Consider the following 16,839-nt stretch of genomic DNA (forward strand, 5'->3'; position numbering starts at 1 on the left):
CGGCCATGGTCAATGCCGTTCATAACACGCGTATGACAGAAGGCATGCCCGGCACCGCGACAAGCGCATGAACGCTGCTGTTCTGTCACCCGGTTTTCACAAGCCTTGCCCAAGATGCCTTGGCACACCCCAACATGCAAGGGGACGCGCCGACTTTCATCCAACCGAGGACTTGAACGTGAAAGACTTTCTGCACGCCCTGCGCATCCAGCGCTGGGACGACCACCGCTACTACCACCACAGCCGCATCAACCAGAGCCTGCACCTCATCAGCGCCATGAGCTTCCTGGTGGCCTACGCCTTGCTGTTCAGCGACCCGGCCATGGCCGCGCTGCTGGCCTGGCTGGTGTCCATGGTCAGCCGCCAGGCCGGGCACTTCTTCTTCGAGCCCAAAGGCTACGATGAAATCAACCAGGCCACGCATGAACACAAGGAAGCCATCAAGGTGGGCTACAACCTGCAGCGCAAGGTGGTGCTGATGGCGGTCTGGGCCCTGTCGCCCCTGCTGCTGTGGTGGCAGCCGGACCTGCTCGGGCTGATCGAACCCCATGGCGACTGGCGCGGCTTCATCCACAACGTGGGCCTGATGTGGCTGGCGGTGGGTGTGGGCGGTCTGCTGTTCCGCATGGTTCAGCTGTTTGTGCTCAAGGACGTGCAGACCGGGCTGGTCTGGGTCACCAAGATCGTGACCGACCCCTTCCACGACATCATGCTCTACCACAAGGCCCCGCTGTACCTGCTGCGCGGCCAGTTGATGGACCCCGGCCACCGCGTGGGCTGATGCCTCCTCCACTTCAAGGCGCGCTGCTGCCCCGCAGGCGCGCCTGCAGCATCTCCCGCAAGATCTGGCGGCGGATGCTCCGGTGGCTCAGTTCGGGGCTGCTCCACCACCAGCCGTCTTGCTTCATGTGGCGGCAGGCCCGAACAAAACGTTCGCGCACTTCAGTCATGTCGTTGTCGGTGAAGTTCAGGCTGAAGATGAACCGCCCGGTGCCCACCCAGCTCAAGGCCAGGCCCTGCTCGCGCAGGTAGAACTGCAGCATCCAGTGGTAGCGCGAAGGTTGGGTGTAGTTCACCGTCCAGATGGATGACAATGCCGCCACCCGCACCGGCAGGCCTGCCTCCTCCAGCACACGGTTGAATTCGCTTTCGCGCTCGCGCCAGCGCTCGTCCAGGCCGTTGTAGAGCGCTTGGATATCGGATTCGTTCAGACACCGCAGGAATGCGTGCATGGCCCCCATGACATAGGGGTGCGCGTTGAACGTGCCACGGGCAAAGCACAGGTCTGCCGGGCGCTGGGGCTTGAAGCGTTTCATCAAGTCCGCCCGCCCGCAAACCACGCCCACGGGCAACCCGCCCCCCAGCGTCTTGCCGTAGCACACCATGTCGGCCCGCACCCCGAAGTACTCTTGCGCGCCACCCGGCGCCAGCCGGAAACCCACGAACACCTCATCAAAGATGAGCACGATGCCACGCTCGCTGCACACCTGCCGCAGGCGCTGCAGCCACGCGGTGTAGGCGGCCCGGTCAAAGCCCGCACTGCGGCTGCCATCCACCAGCGTTGAATCGCCCGGGGCGTTGCGGTTGGGGTGCAGTGCCTGCAAGGGGTTGACCAGCACGCAGGCAATGTCCTTGCGCGTGCGCAGAACGCGCAGGGTGTCCTCGTCCATGTCCTTGAGGGTGTAGGTCTCGCGCGGCGGCAGCGGGTTGCCTGGGCCGGGCTGAACGTCCTCCCACCAGCCGTGGTAGGCCCCGGTGAAACGCACAAGGTGGTGGCGCCCCGTGTGGTAGCGCGCCAGCCGCACCGCTTGCATCACCGCCTCGGTGCCCGACATGTGAAAGGACACCTCGTCCAAGCCCGAAATCTCGCGCAGGCGCTCCACGTTGCCGGCCACGCAGGGGTGGTAGCCGCCCAGCACCGGCCCCAGCGCTTCGCCCAGGCGTGCGCCCTCGGCCATGCAAGCCTTGTAAAAGTCCACGCCAAACACGTTCACGCCGTATGACCCCGTGAGGTCGATGTAGCGGTTGCCGTCCAGGTCCTCCAGCTCAACCCCTTCGGCCGCGCGCCAGAAAGCGCCCATGGGCATGCGCTCGCGCACGTAAGGGCTGAACTGGAACGGCACGCGGTAGCGGCCCGTCAGTTGCAGGTCCGACAACCCTTCACGCACCCGTGTGGTCAGCGCCAGCGTCTGCGGCGTACGCTCACGCAATGCCGTGGCCAGCCGATCAAACCCGGCGCGGCGTTGCGCTTGCACGTCGGGCGGGGCGCCATCGGCTGCAAAAAACCGGCTCTCATCAAAGGCATAGCCCGGCACCAGGCGGGCCACGCGCTTGGCCATGCGCGAATGCCCCGCCAGAGACGGGTGCTTCGCCTTGGAAAGCTGCAAACGCCGCCGCAGGTAGGGCAGCAAGGCGGCCAGCCCGGCCACGGCAGCCGTGGTGGTCACGATCTCGGTGGGCATGTCATCAACCTTTCAACAGATGTGATGACAGTTGTATTCCCCGCCTTTGACCAAGCCGTGACAACCCCATGAACCTCAAGACGCTGCGCGACCGCATCCTGCTGCAAGAAGACCTGAACTTCCTGCTCACCAACCGGGTGCCGCGCATCGCCCTCACCCGCTTCATGGGCCGGTTCAGCCGCATCCGCAGCCCCTGGCTGGCCCGGCTGTCCATTGGTGTGTGGCGGCTCTTCACCGACCTGGACCTGAGCGAGGCCCTCGAACAGCGCTTCAACAGCCTGCACGCCTGCTTCACCCGCGAACTCAAGCCCGGCGCACGCACTTTCGACCCCAACCCCCATGTGCTCGCCAGCCCCTGCGACGCCATCGTCGGCGCTTGCGGCAACGTGCTGGGCACCACCGTGCTGCAGGCCAAGGGCATGCCTTACACGCTGGGCGAACTGATGGGTTCCCAGGCGCTGGCACACCAACATGCGAACGGGCGCTACATCACGCTACGGCTGACTTCCAGCATGTACCACCGCTTCCATGCGCCGCACGACCTCACTGTGAACCGCGTCACCTACATCAGCGGCGATACCTGGAACGTCAACCCCATCGCGCTGCAACGGGTGAAGCGGCTGTTCTGCCGCAACGAACGCGCCGTCATCGAAACCCGGCTGCAACAGGGCAACGTCCCCGTCACCCTGGTACCTGTGGCCGCCATTCTGGTGGCCAGCATCCGGCTGCACTTCGTCAACGTGCTGCTGCACTTGCGTTACCGGGGACCCAACGTCATCCCCTGTGCCGCGTCGCTCCACAAAGGGGAGGAAATGGGCTGGTTCGAGCATGGCTCCACCATCATCGTGTTCGCACCGGCGGAGCTGGAACTGGCGGAAGGCATCGCCCCTGGGCAGCGCATTCGTGCGGGGCAGGCCTTGTTGCAGCGGCCGGGCACCGACACAAAGCCGTCACACAACTGACTTACTCTGCACGCCACCGTACCCGCACACCGGAGTGCCCGAACATGGCATTTGAACACCACGAAGACATGGTCCGCCGCATCGAGCGCGATCTGCTCGACAGCTACGACGAAGAGCTGGAACTTGAGATTGAAGACCGTGACCGGGTCAGTGATCTGGCGCCCTCCAACGACGAGGACAAGGCTGCACGGTTGGCCTATTTCCGAGAACTCTTCAAGCTCCAGGGAGAGCTCGTCAAGCTGCAGGATTGGGTGGCACACACCCGCCAGAAAGTCGTCATCCTTTTTGAAGGGCGGGATGCCGCGGGCAAGGGCGGCGTGATCAAGCGCATCACCCAACGGCTCAATCCGCGCGTCTGCCGCGTGGTGGCCCTGCCCGCCCCAAACGACCGCGAACGCACCCAATGGTATTTCCAACGCTACGCCGCGCACCTGCCTGCTGCTGGCGAAATGGTGCTGTTCGACCGCAGCTGGTACAACCGCGCGGGCGTGGAAAAGGTCATGGGTTTTTGCACCGATGAGGACGTGGAAGAGTTCTTCCGCTCCGTGCCCGAATTCGAACGCATGCTGGTCCGCTCTGGCATCACGCTCATCAAGTACTGGTTCTCCATCACTGACGAGGAACAACACCTGCGCTTTCTGGGCCGCATCCACGACCCGCTCAAACAGTGGAAGCTCAGCCCCATGGATCTGGAATCGCGCCGCCGTTGGGAGGACTACACCCGTGCCAAGGAAAACATGCTGGAGCGCACCCACATCCCAGAGGCACCCTGGTGGGTGGTACAGGCCGTGGACAAGAAGAAGGCCCGCCTGAACTGCATCCACCACCTGCTTGGGCAGTTCAACTACCACGAAATCCAGCGGCCCGAAGTGCAGCTTCCTGCGCGCGTGCGCCATCCCGACTACATCCGCCACCCAGTACCCGGCACCATGATCGTGCCCGAGGTGTACTGAAATCACGCTTCGCCATGAACGACAACCACCTGATTCACGTTCTTTTCCTTTGCGCACACAACTCGGCACGCAGCATCTTGGCCGAGGCCGTCCTGAACCATATTGGCAGCAACCGCTTCCGAGCCTTTTCTGCGGGAGCCACACCACGGGCGGACGGCCAGCCTCACCCTCTTGCTCTGCATGTGTTGCACGATGCCGGAATAGCCACCGAAGGGCTGCGCAGCAAGAGCTGGGACGAATTCACCCAGCCGGGCGCGCCGCACATGGACCTCGTCATCACCGTGTGCGACCAGACCGCGGGCGAGACGTGCCCGTCATGGCCCGGACAACCTTCGCTGGCCCACTGGGGCTACGAGGACCCTACCCTTGCCCAGGGGCCGCAGGAAGAACAGCTGCACGCGTTCCGCCTGGTCCTGCACGCCATTCACCAGCGCATGGAACTGCTCATGAGCCTGCCGCTTTCACGGCTGGATAAACTCATGCTGGAGACTGAGGCGCGGCGCCTAGCGCAGATCAATCCAGCCACTTCTGCATGAAACGGGCCTGACCCATCGCCGGGTCCAGCTCGTAACCCGCGAAGCCGATGCGGCGGTAAAGCTTCACTGCAGGGGCGTTGCCCTCCAGCACTTCCAGCGTGAGCTTGCAGGCGCCGCGCTCGCGTGCGATCTGCTCGACCAGCGCCAGCATCTGCTCCGCCACGCGGCGGCCCCGGTGGCTGGCCAGCACGGCTACGTCGTGCACGTTCACCAGCGGCTGGCATTTGAAGGTGGAAAAACCCTCGATGGCGTTGACCAGCCCCACGGCCTCGCTGCCGTCGTAGGCCAGCACACTGAAGGCATGTGGGCGGCGGGCGAGTTCGGGCACCAACCTCGCCTTGGCGTCATCGCTCAGCGGCTCTGCACCACCAGCCGGATCACTGGCGTAAGCGTCGAGCAGGCGCACCACGGCAGCGGCGTGTTCGGGGTTGGTGTAGTCGGCGCGCACCACGCGAAGGCTGTTTTCCGTGTTCATCGCGTGCACCACCTCAAGCAACTTCACGGGCTGCGTCGGCCATGCGCTGCGCCAGGGTTTGCGCCTGACCGGCATCGCGCGCCTCCACCATCACCCGCAGCAGCGGTTCGGTGCCGCTGGCGCGGATCAGCACGCGCCCCGTATCACCCAGTTCCGTCTCGGCGGCGCGAATGGCATCACTCAGCCGGGTGTTGCTCTTCCAGTCCTGCCCGGGCTGCAGGCGCACGTTGATCAGCGTCTGCGGGAACAGCGTCACACCGGCCAGCAGTTCGGCCATGCTGCGCTGGCTGCGCGCGCAGGCCTGCAACACCTGCAACGCGGAAACCAGCCCGTCGCCCGTGGTCTGCTTGTCCAACACCAACAGATGGCCAGAACCTTCTCCACCCAACAGCCAGTGGTGGCGGTGCAACTCCTCCAGGACGTAACGGTCACCCACCTTGGCCCGCACGAACTGCACGCCCTTGGCCTTCAGCGCCACTTCCACCGCCATGTTGGTCATGAGCGTGCCCACCACACCGGGCACCACCTCGTCCCGCCCCAGGCGGTCGTCTGCCAGCAGGTAAAGCAGTTCGTCGCCGTTGTACAGCCTGCCGCTGGCGTCGACCATCTGCAGGCGGTCGGCATCACCGTCCAGAGCAATGCCCACATCGGCCCGGTGCTTGCGCACGGCTTCCACCAGCGCATCGGGGTGGGTGGCACCGCAGCCCTGGTTGATGTTGAGGCCATCCGGGCTGCAGCCGATGGTGAACACCTCGGCACCCAGTTCGTGGAACACCTTGGGCGCAATGTGGTAAGCCGCGCCATGCGCGCCATCCACGACGATCTTCATCCCCTTGAGGGTGAGGTCGTTGCCAAAGGTGCTCTTGCAGAATTCGATATAGCGGCCTGCCGCATCGTCCAGCCTGCGCGTCTTGCCCAGGCTGGCGGAATCGGCCCACACGGGGGGTTCGTCCAGCGCAGCTTCCACCGCCAGTTCCCAGTCGTCAGGCAGCTTGGTGCCTTGTGCGCTGAAGAACTTGATGCCGTTGTCGGCAAACGGGTTGTGGCTGGCAGAGATGACCACACCCAGGCTGGCGCGCTGGGCGCGGGTCAGGTAGGCCACAGCGGGCGTGGGCACCGGGCCCAGCAGCACCACGTCCACCCCCGCCGAGTTGAAACCGGACTCCAGCGCCGACTCCAGCATGTAGCCCGAAATGCGCGTGTCCTTGCCGATGAGCACCGTGGGGTGCGCCTCGGTGCGTTTGAGCACGCGCCCCACCGCGTGGGCCAGCTTGAGGACGAAATCCGGGGTGATGGGATAGGTGCCGACGGTGCCTCGAATACCGTCGGTGCCGAAATGCTTGCGGGTCATGTGGTTTCTTCTTCTGCCTGTGTTGTGACAGTGGGAATTATCGGTCCTGCGCCGCCATGGCCTGCCATACCTTCAGGGCGTCGGCGGTCTCGCGCACGTCGTGCACACGCACGATGCGCGCGCCCCGCTCCACCGCCAGCACGGCGGCGGCCACACTGGCAGCCACCCGCTCGCGGGCGACGTCCTGCCCCGTGACACGCCCCAGGGACGATTTGCGCGACCAGCCCGCCAGCAGCGGGTAACCCAGCGCCAGCACCTCCGCCTGGCGCGCCAGCAATGCGAAGTTCTGCTCCACCGTCTTGCCAAAGCCAATGCCGTAGTCCAGCACGATGCGCTCAGCCGCCACCCCAGCGTCGCGCAGCCCCTGCGCGTGTTTCTGCAGGAACGCCGCCACCTGCGGCACGGCGTCGCCCTCCATGGGGGCAATCTGCATGCGCTGCGGCTCCAGGTGCATGTGCATCAGGCACACGCCGCAACTGGGGTGCCGGGCCACCACGTCCACGCCACTCAAACCCTGCTCGCCGGGCCGCTGCAAAGCCCAGACATCGTTCACGATGTCAGCACCCAGGTCCAGGCAGGCCTGCATCACCTCGGGCTTGTAAGTGTCGATGGACACCGGCACACCCAGCTTGACCAGTTCGCGCACCACGGGTACCACGCGGGCCAGTTCCTCGGCCAGGAGCACGGGCGGTGCGCCGGGACGGGTGGACTCCCCGCCCACATCCAGGATGTGGGCACCCTGGGCCAGCAACCCCTCGGCATGCTTCACCGCCGCAGAAAAGTCGGCGTGCGCACCGCCATCGGAAAAGGAATCGGGCGTCACGTTGACGATACCCATCACCTGCGGTCGGCTCAGATCGATGAGAAAGCGGCTGGTCTGCCAGGAGGAGTTGGGAGTAGGTTTCATCAGGGGAAATGTTAGCTACACAAAAGAAAACCGGGGCCCAAGGGCCCCGGCTGTGCTTCGGCCTCCGCCTCAGGCGGCGGTCGGCGTCGGGTCGTGCTTCACCGCGGGAGAGCCGCCGCTGTCGCCACCGCCAGCGGGCGGATTGCGCGGCGTGAAGTCCTTGGGCGGGCGCGGCGGTTTGCCAGCCATGATGTCGTCAATCTGCTCCGCCTCGATGGTTTCCCACTCGAGCAAGGCCTTGGCCATCGCGTGCATCTTGTCGCTGTGCTCCTCGATCAGGCGGCGCGCCAGGGCGTACTGCTCGTCGATGATGCGGCGGACTTCCAGATCCACCTTGCGCATGGTTTCTTCGCTCATGTGGGTGGTCTTGGTCACCGAACGGCCCAGAAACACCTCACCTTCATTCTCGGCGTAGACCATGGGGCCCAGGGCGTCACTCATGCCGTAGCGCATGACCATGTCGCGGGCAATGTGCGTGGCACGCTCGAAGTCGTTGCTGGCGCCGGTGGTCATCTGGTTCATGAACACCTCTTCCGCGATGCGGCCGCCGAACAGCATGCTGATCTGGTTCAGCATGTATTCCTTGTCGTAGCTGTAGCGGTCCTTTTCGGGCAGGCTCATGGTCACACCCAGCGCGCGGCCGCGCGGGATGATGGTGACCTTGTGCACAGGGTCGCACTTGGGCAACAGCTTGCCGATGAGTGCGTGACCCGCCTCGTGGTAGGCCGTGTTGCGGCGCTCTTCCTCGGGCATGACCATGCTCTTGCGCTCGGGGCCCATGAGGATTTTGTCCTTGGCCTTCTCGAAGTCCTGCATTTCGACCACACGGGCGTTGCGGCGGGCAGCCATCAGCGCAGCTTCGTTGCAAAGGTTGGCCAGGTCGGCACCGCTCATGCCGGGCGTGCCGCGCGCGATGATCTCGGCACTCACGTCGCTGCCGATAGGGACCTTGCGCATGTGCACGTTAAGGATCTGCTCACGGCCGCGAATGTCAGGCAGTGTCACGTAGACCTGACGGTCGAAACGGCCCGGGCGCAGCAGCGCGGCGTCCAGGATGTCGGGGCGGTTGGTCGCGGCAATCACGATCACGCCGAGGTTGGTCTCGAAGCCGTCCATCTCCACCAGCATCTGGTTGAGGGTCTGCTCGCGCTCGTCGTTGCCGCCGCCCAGGCCTGCACCACGTTGACGGCCCACGGCGTCAATCTCGTCGATGAAGATGATGCAGGGGGCGTTCTTCTTGGCCTGCTCGAACATGTCGCGCACGCGGGCGGCACCCACACCCACGAACATTTCCACGAAGTCGGAGCCCGAGATGCTGAAGAACGGCACCTTGGCCTCGCCAGCAATGGACTTGGCCAGCAGCGTCTTGCCAGTACCCGGGGGGCCCACCAGCAACAGGCCACGCGGAATGCGGCCGCCCAGTTTCTGGAACTTGGCAGGGTCCTTCAGGAAGTCCACGACCTCCTTGACCTCTTCCTTGGCCTCGTCGCAGCCAGCCACGTCGGCAAAGGTGACAGTGTTGGCGTTCTCGTCGAGCATGCGGGCCTTGCTCTTGCCGAAGCTGAAAGCCCCGCCCTTGCCACCGCCCTGCATCTGTCGCATGAAGTAGACCCACACGCCAATCAGCAGCAGCATCGGACCCCAGCTGACCAGCAGGGTCATGAGGAGGGAGCCTTCCTCGCGCGGCTTGACGTCGAACTTCACGTCGTTGGCGATGAGGTCGCCTACCAGGCCGCGGTCAAGGTAGGTGGCGTTGGTGCGCACGCGGCGGTCGTCGGTGGTGACGGCCACGATCTCGGTACCGTTGCCGCCTTCCTGGATCGTGGCGCTCTTGATGCGCTGGGCCTTCACCTCGTTGAGGAACTCGGAATAGCCCATGTAACCGGCGCCCGCCGTGGTGCGTCCGTCAAATTGCTTGAAGACGGTGAACAGCACCATGGCGATGACCATCCACACGGCAACTTTGGAAAACCACTGGTTATTCAAGAAGGGCTCCTGCTGAATCTGTACCTGTCCATTTCGGGACCATTTTAGGTCTTTCAAGGGTGCAAAACCCTTTTCTCCACGGTAACCCTGTGTGTCGCGCGGATAGTAAAAGCCAAAAACGGCTTATTTGAGACCCATGCCAACCAAAAAGGTTTCCGAGGATTTGTCGCGGGACGCCTTGGGCTTGAGCGGCTTGACCACCTTGAACGTGTCGCGAAAGAGTTTGACCAGTTCGTTGTACCCACTGCCGTGGAACAGCTTGACCACCAGCGCGCCGTCGCGCTTGAGGTGCTGTTTTGCGAAATCCACCGCCAGCTCCACCAGGTGGGAAATGCGCGCGGCGTCCACCGACTCCACACCCGACAGGTTGGGCGCCATGTCGGACACCACCACGTCCACCTCGCGGTAACCGTCGCCCGCCTTGAGCTTGTCCTGCAACTGGGCAAGCACGGACTCCTCGCGGAAGTCGCCCTGGAGGTACTGCACCCCCTCGATGGACTCCATGGGCAGAAGGTCCAAACCGATGATGATGCCGTTGAGCTCGCCGGTGGCCGCCCCGCCGGGCGACAGGCGGCGGCGCAGGTACTGGCTCCAGGCCCCTGGCGCGCAACCCAGGTCCACCACGCACTGGCCGGGGCGGATCAGGTGAAAGGTCTCGTCAATCTCCTTGAGCTTGTATGCGGCACGCGCACGGTAGCCTTCCTTCTGGGCCAGTTTGACCCACGGATCGTTGACGTGCTGGTTCAGCCAAGCCTTGTTGACCTTCTTGCTCTGTGTTTTGACCTTCATGCGGCCCTGACTATAAGCGCGAATCCCGCCGCCAGACCGCTCAGGCCCGCCGTGCCTCCTCGCGCAACAACGTGCGCATGGCAAGCAAGCCCAGCACCGGACCCACTGCCAGCCAGGGCAGCAACATGCCGAGCGCCACCGAACGTGACAGCTCGACAAACAGCATGATGCTGATGATGGAAATGCCAAATCCAATACTGTTGCTCATTGTCAACACACTGCCCACCACAGACGGCGGAGCATTGCGCGCGGTCAGGGTGGAAAACTGCGGCGAGTCCCCGGAGACGGTCACCCCCCAGGTCAGCAGCCAAGCGAAAAACAGCGCGTCCGGTGCCTGGAGGGCCCACGGGGCCAGCAGGCAGCACAGCCCGCTCACGGCCAGCTGAAAACTCGCCACCCGGGCACTGCCCACGCGCTGCGCCAGCCACCCGCCAAGCACGCAACCCAGCACGCCCGCGCCCAGCACCAGGAACGCGGCCCAGGACAGCGCCACCCCCTGCATGCGCGTGGCCAGCACCAGCGGCACCATCACCCACATGGTGTAGAGCTCCCACATGTGTCCGAAGTAGCCCAGCACGGAGCTGCGCACACGCCGGTCAGTCCAGATCGTGGCCAAAGCGCGCCAGTCGAGGCGCTGCAACCGGGGCGTGACGTTCGGTGGATCGCCCAGCCAGCCATAGAGCACCACGCCCCCCAGGGCGGCCAGAGCGGCCACGCCAAGCATCAGCCAGTCCCAGGGCAAGGCATCACCCATCGCGCGCAAGGCGTGGGCACTGGCCGACCCGAGCACCAGCGCGCCGATCAGCAAGCCCAGTGCCGCCCCCAGACCGCGCGAGTACCACTGCGAGGCGATCTTCATGCCTACCGGGTAGATGCCCGCCAGGCAAAAGCCGGTAAGGAACCGCCAGACGATCAGTGCCTGCTGGTCCCGAACCATGGCCCAGGCGCCCAGGGTGCAGGCGGCGCCAGCCAGGGCACACACCAGAAACACTTTGCGCGGCGCGAACCGGTCCGCGACCGCCAGCAGGGCAAAAACCAGCGTGCCAGCAATGAAGCCAAACTGCAAGGCCGACGTTAGCGTGCCCACCAAGGTGGCGGGCCAGCCCAGTTCACGTTGCAGGTCCGGCATCACCGCATTGACGGCAAACCACAGCGAAGTGCCCGCGAACTGGGCAAACACCAGCACGGGCAGCACGTGACGGGGAACAGCGGCATCCATCCCGGCAATGTAGCGCAGCCCCACCAAAACGGGGGTATGCCGGATAATCGGGTCATGCCTCAAATTGAACTCACCCCCGCCCAGCGCAAGGTCCACCGTGCCGAAGCGCATCACCTCGATCCCGTCGTTCTCATCGGCGGCGACGGCCTGACCCCCGCCGTCAAGAAAGAAGTGGACGCAGCCCTGAAGGCCCACGGTCTGATCAAGGTGCGCGTCTTTTCCGACGACCGTACCGAGCGCGAAAGCTACCTGCAGACACTCGCCGACGAACTCGGCGCCGCGCCGATCCAGCACATCGGCAAGCTGCTGGTGCTCTGGCGCCCCATCCCCGAAAAGGAAAAGAACGTTGACGAAGACCGCATGCCGGGTCCGCGCGACGTCAAGATCCTGAAGTACAGCAAGAAGGGCGGCCAGCGCCCCGAGGTGAAGATGGTGCGTGTGCTTGGCAACGAACGTCTGACACCTGGCGGCTTGATCAAGCGCGCCAAGAAACCCACGCAAAAAAGCGTGAAGAAGACCACCCAGAAGTGACCTGTGCGGCCCTGTGGCCTGGCCCTGCAGGCCGCGGGGTTCCTTTGCACGCGCTAGCCTTGCAAACCGAACACACCAGCCCCAAGTGCCCCAGATGAACGCCACCACAGCCACCGAAACGTCCGCCCTGCAGGGCACCAACCCCCTGCTCGACTTCTCCGACCTGCCGCGCTTCGACGCCATTCGCCCCGAGCATGTGGCGCCAGCAATCGATGAATTGCTGAAGGCTGCCGATGAGGCGCTGGAGGCTGTGACGGCAGGGGACTTCCCTGCCGAATGGGAGCGCATGGCGCAGGTGTTGGATGTGGCTACCGAACGCTTCGGGCGCGCGTGGGGTGCCGTCGGGCACCTCAACGCCGTGGCCGACACGCCCGAGCTGCGCGCCGCCTACAACGCGGCCCTGCCCAAGGTGACCGAATTCTTCACCCGCCTGGGCGCGGACGAGCGCCTGTACGCCAAGTACAAGGCCATGGACCCGGCCCGCCTGACCCCCGAGCAGGCACAGGCCCACAAGAACGCCATGCGCGGTTTCGTTCTGGGTGGTGCCGAACTGCAAGGCGCGGCCAAGGAACGCTTCGCGGCCATCCAGGAACGCCAAGCCGAACTGAGCCAGAAGTTCAGCGAAAACGCCCTGGACGCGACCGACGCCTACACCTACTACGCCACCACCGAAGAACTGGACGGCCTGCCCGAAGATGTGCTGGCTGCCACCCGCGCCGCCGCCGAGGCCGAAGGCAAAAGCGGCCACAAGATCACCCTGAAGCTGCCCTGCTACCTGCCCGTGATGCAGTTCGGGCGCAACCGCGCGCTGCGCGAGCGCCTGTACCGCGCCTACGGAACGCGCGCCAGCGACCAGGCCAACTGCGCAGAAGTGCCCGATGGCGTCAAGTTCGACAACACGGCCCTCATCCGCGAGATCCTGGCGCTGCGCCAGGAAGAGGCCGAACTGCTGGGCTACCCAGACTTTGCCACCGTGTCCCTGGTACCCAAGATGGCGGACACCCCGGAGCAAGTCGTGAGCTTCCTGCGAGAACTGGCCGCCAAGGCCCGCCCCTATGCGGAGCAGGACCTGGCCGACATGCGTGCCTTCGCTGCCGAGCAACTGGGCCTGCATGACCCGCAATCCTGGGACTGGACCTATGTGGGCGAACAACTGCGCCAAGCTCGTTACGCCTACAGCGAACAGGACGTGAAGCCCTATTTCACCGCACCCAAGGTGCTGCAGGGCCTGTTCCACATCGTCGAGACATTGTTCGAGGTGAGCATCCGCCCCGACACGGCCCCAGTGTGGCACCCCGGCGTGCAGTTCTTCCGAATCGAACGAGCCACCGGCAATGGCTCACCCCAGCTCGTCGGCCAGTTCTACCTGGACCCCGGCGCACGGAACGGCAAGCGTGGTGGTGCCTGGATGGACGACGTGCGCGCCCGCTGGCTGCGCCCTGACAACGCCGCCCTGCAGACCCCGGTGGCCCACCTGGTGTGCAACTTCGCCGAAGGCGTAGGCGGGAAGCCGCCGCTGCTCACCCACGACGACGTGATCACCCTCTTCCACGAGTTCGGCCACGGGCTGCACCACATGCTCACGCAGGTCAATGAGCGTGACGTGAGCGGCATCAGCGGCGTGGAATGGGATGCAGTGGAACTGCCCAGCCAGTTCATGGAGAACTTCTGCTGGGAGTGGGACGTGCTCAAGCACATGACGGCCCACGTGGACACCGGTGAGCCCCTGCCCCGCGCGCTGTTCGACAAGATGCTGGCCGCCAAGAACTACCAGAGCGGCCTGCAAACCCTGCGCCAGATCGAATTCGCGCTGTTCGACATGCTGCTGCACAGCCAGGATGCCCCGAAGAACGCTGAGGGCGTGGATTTCATGGGCCTGCTCCAGCAGGTGCGTGACGAGGTGGCGGTGATCCAGCCGCCCGCCTACAACCGCATGGCCCACACCTTCAGCCACATCTTCGCGGGGGGCTACGCGGCGGGGTACTACAGCTACAAATGGGCTGAAGTGCTGAGCGCCGACGCCTACGCCGCCTTCGAAGAAGCGTCGCAAACCGCAGGCACCACGCTGGACGTGGCCACAGGCCGCCGCTACCGCCAGGCCATTTTGGAAGCGGGCGGCAGCCGCCCGGCCATGGAGTCGTTCAAGGCTTTCCGGGGGCGCGAGCCGTCTATTGACGCGCTACTGCGCCACCAGGGCATGGCTGCCTGATCAGAACACCACGGTCTTGACGCCAGCGGCCGTGCCCAGCAGACACACGCTGGCCTTCTGGTACGCGAACACGCCAACGGTCACCACGCCGGGCCACTGGTTCACTTCGGACTCGAACGCCAGCGGCTCGGTGATGCGCAGGCCCGTTACATCCAGAATGTGCTGACCGTTGTCGGTGACCAGCGGCTGGCCATCCTTCAGGCGCAAGGTGGCCTCGCCGCCCATGGCCTGGAACTGGCGCGCCACGCGCTTGGCCGCCATGGGAATGACTTCCACAGGCAGCGGGTAACGCCCCAGCGTCTGCACCAACTTTGACTCGTCGGCAATGCAGACGAAACGGCGCGACTGCGCCGCCACGATCTTCTCGCGCGTGAGCGCCGCGCCGCCGCCCTTGATCATGTAGCCGCGCGGGTCGATCTCGTCCGCGCCGTCCACATAGACGGACAGCTCGCCCACTTCGTTGGCGTCGAACACCGTGATGCCCAGCGCGCGCAGCCGCTCGGTGGACGCCACAGAGCTGGACACCGCGCCGGTAATGCGGTCCTTGATGGTGGCCAGCGCGTCGATGAACTTGTTGACGGTGGAGCCGGTGCCCACGCCGACGATCTCGCCGGTCTGCACGTATTGCAGCGCGGCCTGGCCGACCAGGGTCTTGAGTTCGTCCTGGGACAGAGCGGGAGTGGCAGAGGAAGCGGTCATGGTGGTGCGATCTGGGACAATCCGGGGTGTTTCGGCCGCGCGCGGCCCTCTTGAGACTGTCATTATCCAATGTCCCTGCTGCCCTACTCCTTTGCCCGCCCCTTCCTGTTCAACATGGACCCGGAGGCCGCGCACGAACTGACGCTGAACAACCTGGAGCGCATCCAGAACACGCCGCTGATGTGCCTGGCTTCGCAAACCCGCGTGAGCGACCCGGTGACACTGGCTGGGCTGACCTTCCCCAACCGCGTGGGCCTGGCTGCGGGCCTGGACAAGAACGCCCGCTGCATCGACGCCTGGGGCGCCATGGGCTTCGGCTTTGTGGAGGTGGGCACCGTCACGCCGCTGGGCCAGCCAGGCAACCCCAAGCCGCGCATGTTCCGCCTGCCTCAGGCCAACGCGCTCATCAACCGCCTAGGCTTCAATAACGACGGGCTGGACGCCTTTGTGCGCAACGTGCAGCAGTCGCGCCTGCGCCGTGCGCCGCAGCCAGGCGGCATGCTGCTGGGCCTGAACATTGGCAAGAACGCGGCCACCCCCATCGAGCGCGCCACCGACGACTACCTCATCGGTCTGCGCGGTGTGTACCCGCACGCCGACTACGTGACGGTCAATATCTCCAGCCCCAACACCAAGAACCTGCGCGCGCTGCAAAGCGACGAGGCGCTGGACCAACTGCTGGGTACCCTGGCGCAAGAACGCGAGGTGCTGGCGGACAGGCACGGCGCCCGCAAGCCCATCTTCGTGAAGATCGCACCCGACCTGGATGAAGCCCAGGTAGCTGTGATTGCCGACACGCTTCGCCGTCACGGGATGGACGGCGTGATCGCCACCAACACCACGCTGTCCCGCGAGGCAGTCAAGGGTCTGCCCCATGCCGAGGAAGCAGGCGGCCTGTCTGGCGCGCCGGTACTGGAGGCCAGCAACGCGGTGATCCGCCAGTTGCGCGCGCGGCTTGGCGCGGGCTACCCCATCATCGGGGTGGGCGGCATCCTGAGCGGTGCGGATGCCGTGAGCAAGATCAAAGCCGGCGCTGACGTGGTGCAGATCTACAGCGGTCTGATCTACAAGGGGCCCGCGCTGGTGTCCGAGGCAGCCAGAGCGCTGCAGGCCCACAAGCGGGGCTGAGCTTTGCTGCCTCTTGGCGAAAGCCTTACCTTCCTGGGCGTGGCGCTGCTGCTGGGCGTAAGCCCCGGGCCTGACAACGTGTTCGTGCTGATGCAGTCGGCCACGCATGGGCGCCGCGCGGGCCTGATGGTGACGCTGGGCCTGTGCACCGGCCTGCTGGGCCACACGGCTGCAGTGGCCCTGGGGCTGGCCGCCGTGCTGGCAGCGTCAGCCACCGCGTTCACCGCGCTCAAGCTCGCCGGCGCAGCTTACCTGCTGTACCTGGCCTGGGGCGCCTGGCACGCACCCGTTGGCGCCATCAGCGGCGACACGTTGGCACCCATGCAGCCCGGGCGCATGTACTTGCGTGGCGTGCTGATGAACCTGAGCAACCCGAAGGTAGGCATCTTTTTCCTGGCCTTTCTGCCGCAGTTTGTGCAGCCCGGCGCCGGCCCAGTGGCGGCGCAGGTGGCGTGGCTGGGCCTGCTGTTCATCGTAGCCACGTTGCTGGTGTTTGGCGGCTTTGCCTGGTTTGCCTCGCTCATCGGCGGCTGGCTGCGCAGCTCCGCGCGGGCGCAGCAGGTGCTCAACCGGCTGGCCGCTGTGGTGTTTGCAGGCCTGGCGCTGCGGCTGGCCCTTAGCGAACGCTGAAC

At 65.2% G+C, this 16,839-nt stretch carries 16 protein-coding genes; 8 read left to right on the forward strand and 8 right to left on the reverse strand.

The window, feature by feature from the left end; genetic code table 11:
- The first annotated feature begins 178 nt into the window (after positions 1-178).
- Positions 179-781 carry a hypothetical protein gene (locus ACYVHH_RS10935; protein ID WP_460565173.1) on the forward strand — a complete coding sequence of 201 codons (603 nt, stop codon included), beginning with the start codon at positions 179-181 and terminating at the stop codon, positions 779-781.
- Positions 782-794: 13 nt separating this feature from the next.
- Here the strand turns inward: ACYVHH_RS10935 and ACYVHH_RS10940 are convergent, their stop codons facing one another.
- The gene (locus ACYVHH_RS10940; RefSeq protein ID WP_460565174.1) at positions 795-2,462 is read right to left on the reverse strand and encodes an aminotransferase class III-fold pyridoxal phosphate-dependent enzyme; all 1,668 of its coding nucleotides are present in this window, start codon (positions 2,460-2,462) and stop codon (positions 795-797) included.
- Between the two features lie 68 nt (positions 2,463-2,530).
- On the opposite strand from ACYVHH_RS10940, the gene asd reads away from it, so the two are divergent.
- From asd to ACYVHH_RS10955, 3 genes are read left to right on the forward strand one after another with little or no spacing between them, the layout of a single operon-like run.
- Positions 2,531-3,424 carry an archaetidylserine decarboxylase gene (gene asd / locus ACYVHH_RS10945; protein WP_460565175.1) on the forward strand — a complete coding sequence of 298 codons (894 nt, stop codon included), beginning with the start codon at positions 2,531-2,533 and terminating at the stop codon, positions 3,422-3,424.
- 44 nt (positions 3,425-3,468) lie between these two features.
- Positions 3,469-4,377, forward strand: a complete 909-nt coding sequence (ppk2, locus tag ACYVHH_RS10950; protein ID WP_460565176.1) for a polyphosphate kinase 2 — start codon at positions 3,469-3,471, stop codon at positions 4,375-4,377.
- Between the two features lie 14 nt (positions 4,378-4,391).
- Positions 4,392-4,913, forward strand: coding sequence for an arsenate reductase ArsC (locus ACYVHH_RS10955; protein WP_460565177.1), 522 nt, complete (start codon positions 4,392-4,394; stop codon positions 4,911-4,913).
- Here ACYVHH_RS10955 and ACYVHH_RS10960 read toward each other — a convergent pair.
- From ACYVHH_RS10960 to ACYVHH_RS10985, 6 genes are all read right to left on the reverse strand, one after another.
- Positions 4,891-5,388, reverse strand: a complete 498-nt coding sequence (locus tag ACYVHH_RS10960; protein WP_460565178.1) for a GNAT family N-acetyltransferase — start codon at positions 5,386-5,388, stop codon at positions 4,891-4,893. The genes ACYVHH_RS10955 and ACYVHH_RS10960 overlap by 23 nt on opposite strands.
- 13 nt (positions 5,389-5,401) lie before the next feature.
- Entirely contained in the window at positions 5,402-6,739 is a 1,338-nt protein-coding gene (glmM, locus tag ACYVHH_RS10965; protein ID WP_460565179.1) for a phosphoglucosamine mutase, read from the reverse strand.
- A gap of 37 nt (positions 6,740-6,776) precedes the next feature.
- Positions 6,777-7,646: a dihydropteroate synthase gene (folP, locus tag ACYVHH_RS10970; protein WP_460565180.1), complete on the reverse strand. Its 870-nt coding sequence runs from the start codon at positions 7,644-7,646 to the stop codon at positions 6,777-6,779.
- Positions 7,647-7,715: 69 nt separating this feature from the next.
- Positions 7,716-9,632, reverse strand: a complete 1,917-nt coding sequence (gene ftsH, locus ACYVHH_RS10975) for an ATP-dependent zinc metalloprotease FtsH (RefSeq protein WP_460565182.1) — start codon at positions 9,630-9,632, stop codon at positions 7,716-7,718.
- Positions 9,633-9,755: 123 nt separating this feature from the next.
- Positions 9,756-10,421, reverse strand: a complete 666-nt coding sequence (locus tag ACYVHH_RS10980) for an RlmE family RNA methyltransferase (RefSeq protein WP_460565183.1) — start codon at positions 10,419-10,421, stop codon at positions 9,756-9,758.
- A gap of 40 nt (positions 10,422-10,461) precedes the next feature.
- Complete coding sequence (locus tag ACYVHH_RS10985; protein WP_460565184.1) at positions 10,462-11,640, reverse strand: MFS transporter; 1,179 nt, start codon at positions 11,638-11,640, stop codon at positions 10,462-10,464.
- Between the two features lie 54 nt (positions 11,641-11,694).
- On the opposite strand from ACYVHH_RS10985, the gene ACYVHH_RS10990 reads away from it, so the two are divergent.
- A complete protein-coding gene (locus ACYVHH_RS10990) occupies positions 11,695-12,171 on the forward strand; it encodes a YhbY family RNA-binding protein (protein ID WP_460565185.1) in 477 nt (158 codons plus the stop codon).
- A gap of 94 nt (positions 12,172-12,265) precedes the next feature.
- Positions 12,266-14,380: a M3 family metallopeptidase gene (locus ACYVHH_RS10995; RefSeq protein WP_460565186.1), complete on the forward strand. Its 2,115-nt coding sequence runs from the start codon at positions 12,266-12,268 to the stop codon at positions 14,378-14,380.
- On the opposite strand, the gene rpiA is transcribed toward ACYVHH_RS10995, so the two are convergent.
- Positions 14,381-15,079, reverse strand: coding sequence for a ribose-5-phosphate isomerase RpiA (gene rpiA, locus ACYVHH_RS11000; RefSeq protein WP_460565187.1), 699 nt, complete (start codon positions 15,077-15,079; stop codon positions 14,381-14,383).
- A 69-nt stretch (positions 15,080-15,148) separates the two neighbouring features.
- On the opposite strand from rpiA, the gene ACYVHH_RS11005 reads away from it, so the two are divergent.
- Together ACYVHH_RS11005 and ACYVHH_RS11010 are read left to right on the forward strand one after the other, a co-directional pair.
- Positions 15,149-16,207 (forward strand): quinone-dependent dihydroorotate dehydrogenase, encoded by a 1,059-nt coding sequence (locus ACYVHH_RS11005; RefSeq protein WP_460565188.1) that lies wholly within the window; start codon positions 15,149-15,151, stop codon positions 16,205-16,207.
- A gap of 3 nt (positions 16,208-16,210) precedes the next feature.
- Positions 16,211-16,837: a LysE family translocator gene (locus tag ACYVHH_RS11010; protein ID WP_460565189.1), complete on the forward strand. Its 627-nt coding sequence runs from the start codon at positions 16,211-16,213 to the stop codon at positions 16,835-16,837.
- Positions 16,838-16,839 lie beyond the last annotated feature (2 nt).

It is taken from the genome of Hydrogenophaga aquatica (assembly GCF_054780915.1).